This is a genomic window from Alkalihalobacillus pseudalcaliphilus (assembly GCF_028610675.1).
In the GTDB taxonomy this organism is placed as follows: domain Bacteria; phylum Bacillota; class Bacilli; order Bacillales; family Bacillaceae_D; genus Alkalihalobacillus; species Alkalihalobacillus pseudalcaliphilus.
In genome coordinates this window covers 14,339-31,338 of sequence record NZ_JAQQWS010000019.1, presented here as the reverse complement: position 1 = coordinate 31,338, position 17,000 = coordinate 14,339, and the positions used below count along the sequence as shown (strand labels likewise).

General features: G+C 37.7%; 15 protein-coding genes. 12 read left to right on the top strand and 3 right to left on the bottom strand.

What is annotated here, in order from left to right; all coding sequences use genetic code 11:
• Positions 1–185: 185 nt before the first annotated feature.
• The 6 genes from PQ479_RS20775 (at position 186) to PQ479_RS20750 (ending at position 8,938) form a co-directional block, all read left to right on the top strand.
• Positions 186–2,618, top strand: a complete 2,433-nt coding sequence (locus PQ479_RS20775) for an ATP-binding cassette domain-containing protein (RefSeq protein WP_047988105.1) — start codon at positions 186–188, stop codon at positions 2,616–2,618.
• A gap of 252 nt (positions 2,619–2,870) precedes the next feature.
• Positions 2,871–3,416, top strand: coding sequence for a dihydrofolate reductase family protein (locus PQ479_RS20770; protein ID WP_047988106.1), 546 nt, complete (start codon positions 2,871–2,873; stop codon positions 3,414–3,416).
• Positions 3,417–3,499: 83 nt separating this feature from the next.
• On the top strand, positions 3,500–3,775 hold the full coding sequence (locus PQ479_RS20765; RefSeq protein ID WP_047988107.1) for a thiamine-binding protein: 276 nt from the start codon (positions 3,500–3,502) through the stop codon (positions 3,773–3,775).
• 622 nt (positions 3,776–4,397) lie between these two features.
• Complete coding sequence (locus tag PQ479_RS20760) at positions 4,398–6,659, top strand: MMPL family transporter (RefSeq protein ID WP_047988108.1); 2,262 nt, start codon at positions 4,398–4,400, stop codon at positions 6,657–6,659.
• Positions 6,660–6,747: 88 nt separating this feature from the next.
• Positions 6,748–8,259, top strand: coding sequence for a sensor histidine kinase (locus PQ479_RS20755; protein WP_047988109.1), 1,512 nt, complete (start codon positions 6,748–6,750; stop codon positions 8,257–8,259).
• Complete coding sequence (locus PQ479_RS20750; RefSeq protein ID WP_047988110.1) at positions 8,231–8,938, top strand: response regulator transcription factor; 708 nt, start codon at positions 8,231–8,233, stop codon at positions 8,936–8,938. Before PQ479_RS20755 ends, PQ479_RS20750 begins: the two co-directional genes overlap by 29 nt.
• Before the next feature lie 415 nt (positions 8,939–9,353).
• Here the strand turns inward: PQ479_RS20750 and PQ479_RS20745 are convergent, their stop codons facing one another.
• Entirely contained in the window at positions 9,354–9,686 is a 333-nt protein-coding gene (locus PQ479_RS20745) for a helix-turn-helix domain-containing protein (protein WP_047988111.1), read from the bottom strand.
• 238 nt (positions 9,687–9,924) lie between these two features.
• Between PQ479_RS20745 and PQ479_RS20740 the strand changes: the two genes are divergently transcribed.
• The 6 genes from PQ479_RS20740 (at position 9,925) to PQ479_RS20715 (ending at position 15,328) form a co-directional block, all read left to right on the top strand.
• A complete protein-coding gene (locus tag PQ479_RS20740) occupies positions 9,925–10,095 on the top strand; it encodes an aspartyl-phosphate phosphatase Spo0E family protein (protein WP_273717192.1) in 171 nt (56 codons plus the stop codon).
• A 287-nt stretch (positions 10,096–10,382) separates the two neighbouring features.
• On the top strand, positions 10,383–10,670 hold the full coding sequence (locus PQ479_RS20735) for a hypothetical protein (RefSeq protein ID WP_047988112.1): 288 nt from the start codon (positions 10,383–10,385) through the stop codon (positions 10,668–10,670).
• Positions 10,671–10,873: 203 nt separating this feature from the next.
• Positions 10,874–11,593 carry a GntR family transcriptional regulator gene (locus PQ479_RS20730; RefSeq protein WP_053070335.1) on the top strand — a complete coding sequence of 240 codons (720 nt, stop codon included), beginning with the start codon at positions 10,874–10,876 and terminating at the stop codon, positions 11,591–11,593.
• Positions 11,594–11,691: 98 nt separating this feature from the next.
• A complete protein-coding gene (locus PQ479_RS20725; protein WP_047988113.1) occupies positions 11,692–13,440 on the top strand; it encodes a thiamine pyrophosphate-binding protein in 1,749 nt (582 codons plus the stop codon).
• Between the two features lie 2 nt (positions 13,441–13,442).
• The gene (locus PQ479_RS20720; protein WP_047988114.1) at positions 13,443–14,369 is read left to right on the top strand and encodes a bile acid:sodium symporter family protein; all 927 of its coding nucleotides are present in this window, start codon (positions 13,443–13,445) and stop codon (positions 14,367–14,369) included.
• The gene (locus PQ479_RS20715) at positions 14,366–15,328 is read left to right on the top strand and encodes an SDR family oxidoreductase (RefSeq protein ID WP_047988115.1); all 963 of its coding nucleotides are present in this window, start codon (positions 14,366–14,368) and stop codon (positions 15,326–15,328) included. Before PQ479_RS20720 ends, PQ479_RS20715 begins: the two co-directional genes overlap by 4 nt.
• A 196-nt stretch (positions 15,329–15,524) precedes the next feature.
• Here the strand turns inward: PQ479_RS20715 and PQ479_RS20710 are convergent, their stop codons facing one another.
• Together PQ479_RS20710 and PQ479_RS20705 are read right to left on the bottom strand one after the other, a co-directional pair.
• The gene (locus tag PQ479_RS20710; protein ID WP_047988116.1) at positions 15,525–16,214 is read right to left on the bottom strand and encodes an SRPBCC domain-containing protein; all 690 of its coding nucleotides are present in this window, start codon (positions 16,212–16,214) and stop codon (positions 15,525–15,527) included.
• The gene (locus tag PQ479_RS20705; protein ID WP_047988117.1) at positions 16,207–16,521 is read right to left on the bottom strand and encodes a metalloregulator ArsR/SmtB family transcription factor; all 315 of its coding nucleotides are present in this window, start codon (positions 16,519–16,521) and stop codon (positions 16,207–16,209) included. The genes PQ479_RS20710 and PQ479_RS20705 overlap by 8 nt, the downstream gene beginning before the upstream one ends.
• Between the last annotated feature and the right edge of the window lie 479 nt (positions 16,522–17,000).

Below are 17,000 nucleotides of genomic sequence, written 5' to 3'. Positions count from 1 at the left end.
TGGAATTTTATATCTTTATCAAGTGTAGCACCGGTGGTGAAACTCTTTAATGGGCTCCATCACTTTATTCATTTATTTTTGTCAAAGAAAGAGTTCCTCACTGTATGTTCGTTCAAAAATCAGCTTGCATCTTCCTATTCTAAAAGGTATAATACTTTTCCCAAGAAAAGAAGGAGGGTTTTGAGATGGCAGAGTGGATACATATTGAGCATGCGAATGAGCATAATTTGCAGGAAGTAAGTGTGAAAATACCTAAACGGAAGCTGACGGTGATAACAGGTGTTTCTGGTTCTGGTAAATCAACACTTGCCCATGATATTCTATTTAATGAATCGCAACGACAGTATTTAGAGGCAATGGGTATGCAGGGAATTGAAAAACCAAAGGTAGCACACATAAGTGGAGCTTCTCCTGCTATTAGTTTGAGACAGCAAGAGACCTCGTCTAACCCACGGTCAACGGTTGGAACAAAAACGGCGATGTATACAAGTCTACGGATGATTTATGAGAAGTTAGGTATTCGTGCATGTCCCCATTGTGAAAAGAAAGTGAATCCTATTCATGCCATCGAAGTGACTGAAACTGTAGATGGTATTTTTACTGTGTTTCAGATATGCCCTCATTGTGATCATTCATACAAAAAGCTGACGAGAAGTCACTTTTCTTATAATAAAATGGAAGGGGCTTGCTCGACGTGTAAAGGGATTGGTGAAGTCATCCAAATTGACGAAACCGTTCTATTTGATAAGAACTTGTCCATTGAACAAGGGGCCGTTACCCCTTGGGTTGGTCAATACCTCGACTATCAGCTCGAAAATATAAAACGTACGCTTGACTATTATGGAGTACCGATAGAAGCAGAGACAGCACTTAAGGATTTTAACGAGTTACAGTGGGCATTACTAAAATTTGGGACAAGCAGTGTAGAGGTACAAGCCCTTACCGACAAAAAAGAGCCTAAAACGGTTAGTGCTGGTAAATTCCAAGGTGTCATGACAAATCTTTGGTTTAAATATCAAGAAAAAAATGGTGATATGGGCAAGGAAGATATCTTTTTCTATCGTGATACGTGTTCGGATTGTCATGGCACGAAATTGAAAGAGGCTAGTCGTCAAGTCTTGGTTCTCAACCACTCTATTACAGAAATTTCCATGTTAGATTTAGATCAGTTATATGCTTGGGTTCAAGATTGTCGTCAGCATTTAAGCGAAGAAGAATGGGCTGTTGTTGAGGTTTATATGCGGGATATTGAAACAAAGCTTAAAAGGATTAAAAAGCTTGGCCTTGGCTATCTCACACTAGAAAGAGCAACCAACACTTTATCTGGTGGGGAAAGTCAACGTATTCGTCTAGCGGCTATCCTCGATTCAGATTTAACCGATGTTGTCTACATTATCGATGAACCAACAGCGAGCCTTCACGCCAAAGATACAGAAGGTATTATTAAAATAATGAAAGAACTGAGAGATAAGGGTAACACGGTTCTTGTGATTGAGCATAATACGGATGTGATGCGAGAAGCGGATTACTTAATTGAAATTGGCCCTAAAGCAGGTCGCTTCGGTGGAGAATTAATTGGAACGGGTTCTTTAGAGGATTTAATGGAAAATGAACGATCCCTTATTAAAGAATACGTATCAAACCGAAGTCAACTAAAAGGAAAGGTTCGTTCTCATGGAGGAACAAGTATTCACGTTCAAGAAGCGACACGACATAATTTGAACTCAGTAACGGTTGATATTCCAACCGAGACACTAGTGAGTGTTACGGGTGTGTCGGGTTCAGGAAAATCCTCGCTTATTTTTGATGTTGTCGGAGAGCAAATGGATCATGTCACGGGTCTTGAACAGTTTGAAGAGGTTATTATTATTAATCAAACGAGTATTACGAAAATGAAACGTTCCAATATTGCAACGTATACGAATGTGTTTACAGATATTCGTAATGTTTTTGCGAAGCTTGCAAGCAGTAAAGAACAAGGGCTGACAGCGAAGCATTTCTCATTTAATACGAACGGCGGTCGTTGTGAGACATGTGAAGGTCTTGGATATGTGATGAGTAATATGTTGTTTTTTAATGATATGGAAGTTGTCTGCCCAACGTGTAGAGGGAAACGTTTTAAAGAAAATATCCTGGCGATCACCTATCAAGGTTACAACATTAATGATTGTCTCGAGTGTTCTGTTGAAGAAGCTTTAGCTGTTTTTAAAGATGAAGCCAAAATCGAAAAGGTCCTCCAGTTATTAGCCGATATCGGATTAGGATATTTGAAGTTGGGGCAGTCATTAACAACATTGTCAGGTGGAGAGGGCCAACGCTTGAAGCTATCGACTTCTCTGATGAAGAAAACTAAACAAAAGACGTTATTCCTTTTAGATGAGCCCTCCACGGGTTTACATCCTTATGACATCCAATATTTGATCGAGTTATTTAATCGATTAATCGAAAAAGGTAACTCCATTATTATGGTGGAGCATAATATTCGTATGATTCATGCAAGTGATTGGGTCATTGATTTAGGACCTGAAGGTGGAGTAAAGGGTGGGCAAATCATCGCTGAAGGTACACCAAGTACGATTAGAGAAAATACGCAATCGGTGACAGGTCGATATTTGTAATTAAATATAAGACAAAGGAAGCAATTGTTGAAGAGACTACTTAGAATTAGTCTTGCTCACTTGCTTCCTTTTTTATATCTCCTTTTTTCGAGCCGGGGTATGTGCTTTTATTAGAAGGTGTCTGATTGTTAACTGTGTATCTAGACGTTGGATGCTTATTAGTGAGAGGCAGAAATAGTTGATGAAATATGACAAGAGCTGTCATATTTACCGATTATCATGGAAAGATACGAAGTGAAAGAGGTGGAAAAAATGCGGCATAATCGAAATATTGTTTTATTCATTGCAACAAGCTTAGATGGTTATATTGCCACAGAGGATGAGCAGTTAGATTGGCTTTTTGAAGTAGAGGGAGAAGGAGATAATGGTATCTCAGATTTTTACTCGACTATTGATACGGTGTTAATGGGTAGGAAAACATATGATTGGATTTTAAAGGCCGATGATGTAAAAGAATATCCTTACTCAGACAAAGCAAGTTATGTCTTTAACCGAACAGATAGGAAGGACCTTGAGCATACACACTTCATAAACGAAGATGTTGAAAGTTTTGTGCAAAAGTTAAAAGAACAGCCTGGAGAAAGAATTTGGTTAGTGGGCGGCGGTGAATTAGTAGCAACCTTTTTAGAAAAAGGGTTAATCGATGAAGTGATCATGACAGTAGCACCGAAATTGATTGGCTCTGGTATACCACTTTTTCAGAAAGGAGACTATCAAGTAGATTTGGAGTTAAAAGGTGTTCAAACCTTTAACCAATTTGTAGAGCTACATTATATTGTGAAATCAACTAATAGGTAGTTTGTAGAGATTTGGTTTATTAAATTTAAAAGAGGGAAAGAGATAATTATCATGTTAAATCAACTTGATGAGGAGGAAAAACGATGCCAACTGTGTTAGCTGGAATTCAATTATTACCTAATCAGAAAGAGGATTATACAGATGGAATTATAAAAAATTCACTTGAAGTCATTGAAGAATCAGGACTTCGATACGTGGTAGGTCCCCTTGAAACAGTGGTAGAAGGTGATTTTGACTCTGTTATGAATCTGTTGAATGATATTCAGAAGAAAGCAGTCAAGTCAGGAGCCAAAGAATTAGTGACGAACGTTAAGATTCATTATCGGTCTCAAGGTGTTACGTTTGAGGATAAAAAATGATAGGGGCTACACGTAAACTATAAAAGTTTAGGACAAGCCAAATCTCAACTCTTCAAGATCCGATGATATTTTTTAAATGAAAAATATCATCGGATTTAATTGTATTTATGTATATTTTATACTAACTCTCACATAAAAAGGCTAGCTCTTTAAAAAGCTAGTCTTTTTAGTTGATTATATAAGTTTCGGTAGATTAATAGCGATTTAATAGGTTTTATTATTTATTAGACACAATCAAGGGGTTATCTAGGAGGGAGTATTGGTGGAACTACGCATTATATCACTTGTAGTAGTTTCCTTTAGTTGTAAGACATTACTAAAAAAGTGTAGGTATGAGAACATATACAACGGGCAACGCTCAAATCTTTTCATTGTGAATGATGAAAAGATTGAAGTCCACATATTAGCGATGCTACATCATCACTTTTACAGTCGAACAACAATTTTTTCCCTAATTATAAGATAGCGGTCTGAAGTAGTCTCGTATGGAAGATAAGTAGGGTAAAAAATTAAATGGTTCATTATATTTAAGAGAAAGTTAAGATTTTTTTTATAGAATGATTAGATTGTGCTACTAAAATATCCGGGTAAGCGAAATTTTCTAAAGGGGGATATTTGCATAATGGAACAAATCTTAACGAAAATAGCTAGGTGGATAGTTACATACAGATGGGTGGTTATGAGTCTTTGGGTTATTGTTCTTGTTTTTGGTGGTTATTACGCGACACAGGTTGGTGAAAGGTTAACAGGGGGAGGGTGGGCTGTCCCTGGTTCTGACTCCCAACAAGCTTATCAACTAATTTCTGAAGAATTTGAATCAAGAGATGCAACATCGTTAACATTTGTAATCAATCATAACCACTATGAAGTTGGTTCACTTGAATTTACAGAAGCATTGAAGCAAGTGTCAGCCTCTTTGTTAAAGGAAAAGGAGATAAATAATGTATATACGTGGATAGATGCTGAAGATGGATTGAAAGATTATTTTGTTTCAAATGATCTCCAGACGAGTATTGGTTTTATTGAGATGAATGTTGACGAAGGATTTGCTCAGAAGGTTTTGCCAGATATTCAAAAGTCTTTAACCGAATCCCTTCAAATGGAAGGCTTTGAGGTAACAATTTTAGGCACGCCTGCTTTTTGGGGGGAGATAAATCAATTAAGTCAAGCAGGTCTAGAAAAAGCACATTTGTATGCATTACCTATCATCATCCTAGTCTTACTTCTTGTGTTCCGCTCGGTAGTTTCTTCACTAACTCCTCTTCTTTTATCGGGGGCTTCAATAATAGCGTCTCTTGGCGTTCTATTTTTTATTTCCCAAGGTATGGAGTTATCTGTATTTGTTCTTGATGCAGCCTTGATGTTGGGCATTGGTGTAGGGATTGATTTTTCGCTTATATTTGTGAAGAGGTATCGTGAGCAATTAAGAGGGATAAATACGAACCCTTTAGAGGCAGTTGTTGAGACCATGGGGAAGGCCGGGCACGCTATTTTATTCTCAGCATTAACCATTATCGGTTCAATGTCTGCTATTTTGTTCATTGATATTGCAGCTGTTCGCTCTATTGCTTTGGGAGTCATCGTTGTCGTTTTCTTTTTAATGTTAACTAGTTTATCGTTGTTACCTGCTTTTTTAGCTATTTTAGGAACAAAGATAAATGCTCTATCGATTTCGTATAAGTCGACACATATGAAACAAGTGGAACAAGGAAGGTGGTACCGTCTTGCTCATAGGGTCATGAAGCGTCCAGTATTGTATTTTGCAGGTGCATTTGCCTTTTTAATCGTTTTAGCTTGGCCAGCACTTGAGCTTGAAGTATCTACACCAGATTCGCGTATGCTTCCTGAAGAGACAGAGCTTCGTAATGGGATAAGTATGTTAGAAGATGGATTTGGTCTAGGTTACGCCTCCCCCATTCAAGTTGTTGTCTCTGTAAAGGACGGAGATTTAACGAATCAAGAATCACTCACACAACTTCAAATACTAAACCAGCAATTAGAGGAAATAACAAATGTTGAAGAAGTAAATTCTCTTTTCTCCCTTTTTAATGATATAGATATGGGCATGCTCAGCTCGATCTTATCAGAAAATCAGTCGCTCTTATCAAACGACGAATGGATGATGATCAATCGATCCCTTGGAGAAAATAAAAATGTGATGATATTTGATGTTATCTCAAATGATTATGCCTCTAGTGAGGTGAACCGAGCCATTGTCCAACAGATACGTAAGGATTTTTCTACAAGCGAGGGTTGGGATGTGTTTGTTGGTGGAGAAACAGCAGAGGGTATGGATACAAGCCAATCATTGAATGATAGTTTACCTGTTGTTTTAGCGTTTACTTTAATATTATTATTTATTATCCTTGTGTTGACGTTTAAAAGTTTACTTCTACCCATTAAAGCTATCGTTATGAATATCCTTTCTCTAGGTGCTACGTATGGAGTGCTTGTGGCCGTATTTCAGTGGGGGTGGGGCGCAGAGATTTTGGGATTTGGAGATTTTGGATTTATCCAAAGCTTTATTCCTATATTGTTGCTAGGGTTATTATTTAGCTTAAATACAGATTACGAAGTATTTTTATTGAGCCGAGTTCAAGAGGAATATTCGAAAGGAGTGACTAATGAGGAAAGTGTCGCATTAGGATTAGAAAAAACAGCACCAATGATTTCTGGTGCAGCGATGATTATGGTGGCTGTGTTTGGGTCGTTTGCATTTGCAGGGGTGTTACCTATGCAACAATTAGGCTTAGGAATGGCCTTTGCAATTGCACTAGATGCAACCATTGTCCGTTTGGTATTAGTCCCGGCGACTATGAAACTTTTAGGTGATTGGAACTGGTGGTTTCCTTTACAGAGAGCTCGCATGAGGTCTATCAAGTGAAAAAGTACTCAAATTATTATTATTCTGTTTTTTTAGATAAAGGTAATGATTATAATAGTTAAGTAGGTTTGTGGAGGGAGTAGCGAACATGTCCATTCGAGTAAAATTAATCATCTCATTTATTTCAATGACAGTCATTCCAATTGGTTTATTCGTTCTCTTTTTGCATATTCTTTTTAATTTGTTTCTTACGAATATTGAAGAGATGAAAGATTTTTATGAAGTAGATGATGGAGCTATTGAAGCATTCTTTTATGAAGAATTAGCTGCTATAACTGAACTAACACAAGTGGCTAAATCTGAACCAGATCATCTTTTAGATGGACCATTCTTAAATCGATATGAAAAACTGTTGGGGCATCGACAAATAGCTATTATTGTAAAAAAGGATGGGGAAGTTATAGCAGGACCTTCTTCGGAATTACCTATCCTTTCCCAATTACCGGATCATCAATTATTACCTCATCAACCGTATGTTAATCATCAAGGACAGATAAGCGAAGCTAGCCAATCGTGGCTATATACAGGAACTGAATTCTATTTTAATGATGGAAGTAATGGTTCACTTTTTTTTATACTTGATGTGGAACCAGTGAATTCATTTTTGACTCATGTAATTCCTTTGCTTGTGATAGGTTTTATTTTTGCGTACTTACTAACCAATACGGTTATTATTTATTTAATCTCAAAGCATTTAATTCAACCATTAAAAAAATTGCATCGATCAGCAACTGAAATCGCCAATGGGAATTTAAATCAACAAACCAAAATTATAAGAAAAGATGAAATTGGTGAGTTGGCTAATGCCTTTGAAGAAATGAGGCTCAAATTAAGAAATTCACTAGCATTGCAAGAGAAATATGAAGTGAATCGTAAAGAGCTTATTAATAATATATCACATGATTTAAAGACGCCTATTACATCTATTAAAGGGCATGTGCAAGGAATTATAGATGGTGTTGCCCAAGACAAAAACAAACTAGATACGTATATACAAGTAATTCATACAAAAGCCTCTGAAATGGATAAACTGATTGATGAACTCCTGTTATTTTCTAAGCTTGATTTAAACAGTATTCCTTTCGAATTTGAGCATGTGAATATTTGTGATTACTTAAATGACATTATTGAAGAGTTGAGAATGGAATATGAAGAAGTAACATTTCTAACTGACTTTAAAGCTCATCCGAAATCGCATGTTGTAGCCGATCGAACACAACTCTACAAAGTATTTTCTAATCTTATAGCAAATAGTGTGAAGTTTATACAACATAAAGAGAAGGTCATAAAAATCTCAGCAAGTGTAAGAGGACAAATTATGGTCATTTCTGTGGTCGATAATGGCCAAGGGATTAGTCAAAAGGATTTACCATACGTATTTGAACGTTTTTATCGTGCTGAAGGATCGAGGGGTTTGAAGCAGGGGGGGAGCGGTATTGGATTAGCTATTGTAAAACAAATTATTGAAGCACATCAAGGGTCTGTCGATATAAACAGTAAAGTGAATGAAGGTACAACCGTTACACTGACATTGCGAATAGCAAATATAGTAGAGAGTGATGGGGAAGATGATGAAGCGAATACTAATTATCGAAGATGAGCCAAGTATTTCCGAGTTGCAGAAAGATTATCTGGAGGTTCACGGTTTTGACGTAGAAATTGAATGTACAGGGAATAATGGGTTAAAAAGAGCTCTCACAAGTGAATTTGATCTCATTATCTTAGATGTGATGCTGCCTGGAATTGACGGATTCTCAGTATGCAAGAAAATTAGAGAGGTAAAGGAAGTTCCCATTTTGATGGTGACGGCACGAGTAGATGAAATCGACTTCATACGGGGACTAGGGTTAGGGGCAGATGATTATATCTTTAAACCGTTTAACCCTAACCAACTAGTAGCTAAGATTAAAGCACACCTGACTAGGTATGCACGTCTTGTTTCATTGAATGAAACAATAAAAGAACAAACCATCATTGGACGCTTATTCATCGACCACGCGGCTAGAATCATCGAATTAGATGGAATAGAGGTTAAATTTAGGGCAAGAGAGTTTGACTTGTTAGCGTTTCTGGCTCTTCATCCAGGGCAGGTGTTTACAAAAGAGCATCTATACGAGCGGATTTGGGGGATGGAACCAGCTAGTGATCATACGACTGTAACTGTGCATATCAAAAAAATTCGAGATAAATTATCTCGTGAAGAGATGGAGTTTGACAGCATTGAAACGGTTTGGGGTGTAGGTTATCGCTTTAAAAAAGAACCGTTACCGGTAGGATAACCATGGTAATTTGGTGGGAATATATTTTGAGTGTTTACCTTCTTAAAAGTAAAAAAGAAGTACCTCTTAAAATATTTGTTTAGTTGTTAAGGTTAGGCATCTATATTTAAAACATAAATATATCTTTAAAACACTTGTTGGTTTCTAAGGATTCGTGTAACTGGAACATAAGGTTAATTATTAATCTAGGGTTCTAATAAAAAGGTTCAAATATACGCTAGCAATTTCACCGTAATTAAAGCCGAGATCTCCTATCTAAGGAAATCTTGGCTATTATTTTATTAGATAAGAGGGTGCAATGAATGTATGCCTGCTAGTTTCTTCTTATCAAAGGGTAGTGTTATTAGGTTAATCGATATACTTCTAGCACTATGCATAACTATTATGGTAATCTCCTGAGGGAATTTAACCCCCTTCAGTCGGTAAATAGTTCTTTCAAGATACGGTATGCTTTCTTTTGATCCTTTTCATCTTGATTTAATAATAGTTTCAAACTTTTTTCTACCCAAGGATAATTTTCTAAATAATGTTGTTCTTGGTCAAACAATATGTATAAGTCTAATTTCAAAGCGTGAGCGATCTTTTCTAAAGTTTCTAGCTTGACGTTTTGCTCACCCCGTTCAATCCTTCCGATATACGATCCAGTACTGTCCACAATCTCAGCCAATTGCTCTTGGGTTAAATCATTCATAGTACGATAGTAGCGTATTTTTTCACCAATGATTAGTGCGGCTTGATATTGACTCATAGATTAAATAACCTCCAATTGATTATAAAGCAAGTGTAGAGAACGTTAGAAGAATATGGGAGGTACTTAAGAGGACTATTATATTATAATTATTTGTCCTTTAAAAGACGTTGATAAAATGGTAATATTGTCCTTGAATACAAATAATTATATTTTGTAGCTTGCATGAGATCTAAATGGAAGAAGTTTTTGATATGTGGAAAGATGAAATACCAGATCTTTAAGGGGGTTTATTACATTGCCTGTCAATCAAAAGGAATGGTTGGAGACTGAATTAGAGAAGGTAAGAAAGGAGCTATTAGAAATCGCTCAATTAAAAGGAATCTGTCATGTAGATGTTTTGCGAAAATCAGAGGAATTGGACAAGTTGATTACCTTTTTTATGAATGAGTATATAAAGGAGCACTAAAAGCTGTCAGTGGATGAAGTGTTAATAGTAGGTGAGATATCTACATTTCACTAGAAAAACTAGATTAGCTTCAGTGCCAACAAATCTTTACAAGTAATAATAAGTATTTTCTTTTGTGAAACAATATGTAAATGTTAATAAAGGTAAATTAATTATTGAAAAACGATAAATTTTTGGGTAAACTACAATCATAATATAAGGGGTGAGTAGGATGGGGTTCATCAAAAGAGAATGTTTCTATTAGAGGAATTTTGGTGACCTTATCAAAATATGAAGAGGTGAATAGCATGCTAACTTCAAAATCGGTCGAGAGAGGGGGAGTCTGGCTTAATAGTCAACTTATCCCTGACCATTTATTTATGTCATCCTTAGAAGATACTTTTTTATATTTGCGATTGTTAGGGGAGTGGTATGGTGAAACCCCTAAACCAAGCTACGGTGACTTAATTGAGCATTCCTTGTCTGAAATATGGGAACGATTATTACCTGAGCATATGGATGAGGTGAGAGAAGAAGCAAATTATGTCTTTATTAAGGTATTGCAGGAGCAAATTCAACATGGAAGAAACGTTTAAACAAGGTCATCGGATATACGGTGATCTTTTTTTATCGTTATTTATGTAGGAGTGGTTTCAGGAAAGAAAAAACGGAATTTTATCCTGAATTTTCTAATTATTATATTGATTTGTATGATTTAAAAGGAATATAATCTTAATTAAGTACATAAAGCTGGTACGGTCATCATGACCACTTGAGCAAAAGAAGGAGGGATGTGTAATTGATCGATCAAATGAATGATGTTCCTTTACATTTACAACTGAGAAATTTATTGAAGCGAGAAATAAGTGAAGGTAAACATAAGGTGAAAATCCCGAGTGAACGTGAATTGATGGAAAGATATACTGTAAGTAGAACGACGGTAAGGGAGGCCATTAGTAGTTTAGTTAATGAGGGTACCGTAAAAAAGGTCCATGGTAAAGGCACGTTTATTTGTGCAAAGCCAAAGGTTCAGGAATGGCTGAATTCACTTCATAGTTTTACCGAAACCGTAAAAAGGATGGGAATGGTTCCGGGTGCGGAGTTGCTATTTCACAAAGAGGTTGAGGCTGAACCTGCTATATCGACAGCACTAGAGACGAGTCGAATTTATACCATTCAAAGAATCCGCACGGCGAACGCAGATCCTGTTGCCATAGAGCGCCATTATTACCAACGTCATATCGGTTTACTCCTTGCCTCACATAACCTCGAAGATGCCGTTATTTATGATTTATTAGAAAGAAATCTAGCTTTAAATTTTGCTGATGCTGAGCAAACCATTACGTGTCAAGGTGCTTCAGAAGATGATGCGAACTTTTTAAGTGTTACGGCTGGAAGTCACTTATTGGTTGTTGAGCGGGTTATTAAAGATGAAGAAGGAAAACCAATTGAGTATTACCGTGGGCACTTTCGCCCAGATATGTACGAGTTTCGAATGAAAATGAAAAGAGAGATATAAAAGCCGATAATATTCGATAATATTAATGAGGTAATTTTTTAACTGGTCCGTACGTTATGACCAGTTAATCGAATAACCAATTGAATGGAGGAATTGAGATGGCGGAGATTTCTGGTGGTGCGGTGATCGCAAAGATGTTAAGTAAAGAAATGGTAGAAAAGGTTTTTGGGATTATTGACGGTACGTATTTTGGTTTTTATTCAAGCTTAGAAGAGAATGGTATTGAATTAATATCTCCGCGACATGAGACGAGTGCTGCCCATATGGCAGGTGCGTATGCAAGGATGTCGGGTAAGTTAGGTGTATGTATGGCTAGTAATGGACCAGGGGTCGCCAATATTTTACCGGGTCTTGTCGTTGAAGAGGCGGAGGGCAATCGAGTATTGCTTATTACTTCCTCGAGGCGAACGGGAATTATGTATCCCGATCGTGGTGGTACCTATCAGTGTTTTGACCAAACCGGTGTCATTTCAAAAATTGCTAAGTGGAGCGAGGCGGTTCCTTCTTTTGACCGTATTCCGGAAATGCTTAGAAGAGCATTGCGAAAATGTTATGAAGGTCGTCCGGGTGTCGTGCATATTGATATTCCAGAAAATATCATTAATTCAAAAGTGAAAGCCGATGTAAGTTATTTAGAACCACATCAGTATCGACTCGTTAAACAGCCAGGTGCTTGGCAAAGTCAATTAGAGCAGGCAGCTGATTTATTAATGAATGCCAAGTTCCCTGTTATTCATGCTGGAAGTGGAGTTATACATGCTAGAGCCTACAAAGAGCTTGAAAATGTCGCCAACTTTTTGCAAGCCATGGTAACAACAAGCTGGGCGGCGCGTGGTGCTTTTTCTGAGAAAAATGAACTGATGGTTCCGATGATTTATATTGATTTAAATAACCAAATTCGTAAAAAGGCGGATGTTGTTCTTGTCATTGGTTCACGTTTAGGAGAAACCGACTGGTGGGGGAAAGCACCGAATTGGAGTAACGATCAAAAAGTGATTCAGGTTGATCTAGACCCGAGTATCATTGGTGCAAACAAGCCTGTCGATCTAGCCATTCAAGCCGATGCTAAGACATTTTTATTACAACTGCTCGAAAAACTTTCTGAAAAGAATGAGATTTTCAGTACGGAAGAAAGACAGGGGCAGATTCAGGAATTTTTGGTCGAAAAGACAAAGCAGAGAAAGAAGTTAGATAAGCACTTACAAGATCAGGCTGTGCCGATGAACCCTGCCCATGTGCCAGCTATTTCGCAGAAGGTTTTTCCAGAGGGAACACCTTTAGTAATTGATGGTGGTAATACAACGATATGGACGAATTTTTTCTATGATATTGTTGAACCTGGTGCGGTATTCTCCACGTATAAATTCGGCATGCTCGGTGCAGGACTTGGACAAGCATTAGGTGTAGCTGCTGCCAATCCAGAAAAACCAGTAGGTTGTATTATTGGGGATGGGGCGATGGGATTCCATCCACAGGAAATAGAAACAGCCATTCGAAATAACTTCCATATTATATTCTTAGTCATGTGTGATAAGCAGTGGGGTATGGTCAAGATGAATCAGCAGTTTGCTCTTAAACCTATTAAGACATTAATTAATAAATCACTTAGTTCTGATGAGACAATAAATGCGGATTTAGGAGAAATTCAATTTGATAAATTGGCAGAAAGTATGGGTGCTCACGGGGAGTATGTGAATGATCCTAGTCAGCTAGAGGCAGCCATTAATCGCTCGTTATCTGTAGGGAAGTGCTCGGTTATACATGTAGATGTTGACCCAGTTAAGCATATGTGGGCACCTGGATTACGTTATTTTAAAGAGATGCATAATGAGCCGAAAGGAAAATAGTCATGGGGATTGATGAGGTACAACTAAATTTTAGTTCAACGACGATGTTGATTATGAATATTTTGATTGGTTTTATTATGTTTGGTGTCGCTCTAGATTTGAAGGCTGGTGATTTTAAGAAGGCAATTCGCCAGCCAAAGCCCGTTTTAATCGGATTGTTTGGTCAATTTTTTATGTTACCTGCTTTAACGTATGTGCTTGTCATTATAATTAATCCGTTACCTAGTATTGCATTAGGAATGTTTCTTGTAGCAGCTTGCCCTGGAGGTAATTTATCGAATTTTCTTACATACTTAGCGAAGGGTAATACGCCGCTCTCGATAAGTATGTCGTCAATTTCAACGGTCATGGCGATCGTTATGACACCTTTAAACCTTATGTTGTGGGGTTCGTTATATCCCGAAACAGGTGCTTTGTTACGGGAGATTGTTATTAGCCCGTTGGAGATTTTCTTTACGATCGTTATCTTACTTGGAATACCGCTTGCATTAGGTATGTATATTCGTCATCGTTATTCAGAATGGGCTCAAAAGGCGAATGTATGGATGAAGCGTTTTTCAATTGGGTTTTTTATCATTTTTGTTCTAGGAGCTTTGGCTTCTAACTTTCAATATTTTATCGAGTTTGTAGGAATGGTTGTATTGGTTGTTTTTATTATGAATTTGGTCGCGATTTTATCTGGTTATGGCATGGCGAAATTAGCTAAACTAGGCGAGCCGGAGCGACGAGCTGTTTCGATTGAAATGGGTATTCAAAATTCTGGGTTGGGACTTATTTTAGTATTTAACTTTTTTGATGGGTTAGGTGGTATGGCAATTGTTGCGGCTTGGTGGTCGATTTGGCATGTGATTTCTGGGTTAATTATAGCCACTTACTGGTCACGTAAACCACCGAAAATAAAGATAGATGAGAGTGGGATAACAGCATGAATATTTTAATTACAGGTGCGTGTGGTTATTTGGGAAGTCAGCTCGTTCAATCATTAGCGAGCCTTGGTCTGGAAGAACACTCAATTATAGCAACGGATATCCGTGAGGAGCCACCAGCAGGGTTCCCAAAAGCAATCACATACTTAAAGGCAGATGTTCGTTCTAAAAAAGTAGGAGAGCTTCTGGAAGCCTATAAAATTGATACGATTGTACATTTGGCGACCATTGTCACACCAGGGAAAAAAAGTAACCGGGAGTTTGAATATTCGGTTGATGTATTAGGGACGGGGAACATACTTGAGCTAGCTGTCCAGCATCATGTTAAACGAATAATTGTCACCTCAAGTGGTGCTGCATATGGCTATCATCACGATAATCCAGACTGGATCACAGAGGATACACCGATATGTGGAAACTATGAATTCTCGTATTCCTATCATAAACGTATAGTCGAGAAATTAATGGCTGAATATCGAGTCAATTATCCTGAATTAGAGCAGGTCGTTTTCCGAATTGGAACCATTCTAGGGGAATCTGTGAATAATCAAATTACGTCTCTTTTTGAGAAAAAATATATGATTGGCATTCGTGGCTCAGATAGTCCTTTTGTATTCATTTGGGATCAAGATGTTGTCGCTTGTTTGAAAAAAGCCGTTTTTGGTGAAGAGGTTGGTGTATTCAATTTGGCTGGGACTGGGGCGATGACGGTTGATGATATTGCTAGGGTACTGAATAAAAAGGTAATTCGTTTTCCAGAACAGCTAATCAAAAAGGCTTTATTTGTGTTAAAGCGGGCGGGTCTTACTCAGTATGGTGAGGAGCAGGTCAGATTTTTGCAATATCGGCCGGTCCTGAGTAATCGAAAATTAATCGCCGAATTTGATTATACACCTGAGAAGACAACAGAAGAGGTATTTCGATATTATTGTGAACATCGCTTTGGGAAGCTAAGAGGTTAGGGCGTTTCATAGATTGCTCGTGTAATGGGTTGTGCCGACTCCTATGGTGATAGAGTTGTATGAAGCGCCAGGGTTAAGGGGTCACCATTACTTTTATATTTGTTCGTGGCGGAGAGGCACCTTGCTCCGCCACGAACTTTTTGTATAAAAGTTGACAATTACTGATGTGTGGAGTTTCGCAGATTTGAGCTGGTTTTTATGAGCTCATAACCGTACCAAAAGGAATGGTTTCTAGTGAAAGGTTAATAGTCTTTTCGTTTCTGGCAATGGTTAGTTCAAAGGTAGTCTTCACATCTGCGTGTGTAATGGCTAGTTCAGCTTCGTCATAGTGATGGACAGTTGTGCCGTCAATCGCCAGTAAATAATCGCCTTCTATAAGCTTCTCAGCTGCAGGGGTATGAGGGATTACTTTTACTATTTTTACATATTTACCTTCAGTGTGATGGAGTGTACCAATCCAGCTTTTCCAAAAGTTGTGGCGTATATCTTGGCGACCCTCTTCCACTTCCTTCAGATTAAGCATAAATTGATAGGTGCCAAATAACATATTTTCCATTTGACTTAAACCTATCTCACCTAACCATTGCCCCGTATATTCAATGCTGACAATAGAGCCTCCATCGGTTTCTTTAATGGTCCATGTGGTTAACTCTTGCTCTTCATCTTCTAAAACAAGCTTTTCATTTTCAGTAAAATCCTTGATAGTTCCGCTATATGTTACATTCCAACCGTAATCAAAAAAAACTTTACCACCAACGGTTAAGTCGATCTCACAGGATTTCGTTTCCCACTTGTTCCGTTGCTCGGGAATAGTGAGTGCTTGCCAAATGCGAGATGGTGGTGCGAATATGAAAATATCTTTTTGTGCTCTGTTACTACTATTCATACTGTTCCTCCTCCATAAAGTGTCTGAGCTTCATTAATTTTTGTTCAAGGATCTGGTCTATTTCTAATTTTGCCCGCATGCTTTGCTGTCGGTAGTTCTCTTGATTAAGAGAGTAATAGCGATATTTCCCCTCTTTTCGTTCTAGTAGTAAATCCATTTTGAGAAGGATATCTAGGTGCTTCTTGATGGCTGGCTGTGAAATGGTAAATGCGGCTACTAAATCAGATTGAGTCCATTCCTTTTGTGCGGTTAAATGAAGAATTTCTCGTCTCGTAGAATCTGATAATGCACGAAATAAATCAGTCATAGTTGCTATTCTCCTTCATATAACTATAAGGTTATATATTGAGTATAAAGGGAAAGTTTGGTAAAATCAAGGTAATATTAGAATATATGTAATGAAATTTACCTGAGTACGAAAAAGCAGTGTAAGATTGTGGTGAACCAGCATTAACTATCATACTAAACGCCCATGTCGGAGCCTAAACCATCTCCATCACCAACAAAGGTGAAAGTCATTTATCACCACCTTAATGATTCAGAAAGGTTTGTACAGATACTGAAGCCAAAGTTTGGAGTAACTACACGAAAAAGGCTGAACGTGACAGTTACTCGAAGGAAGAGGGTGAGTAACTACACGAAAAAGGCTGAACATGTCAGTTACTCGAAGGAAGAGGGTGAGTAACTACACGAAAAAGGCTGAACATGACAGTTACTCGAAGGAAGAGGGTGAGTAACTACACGAAAAAGGCTGAACATGACAGTTACTCGAAGGAAGAGGGTGAG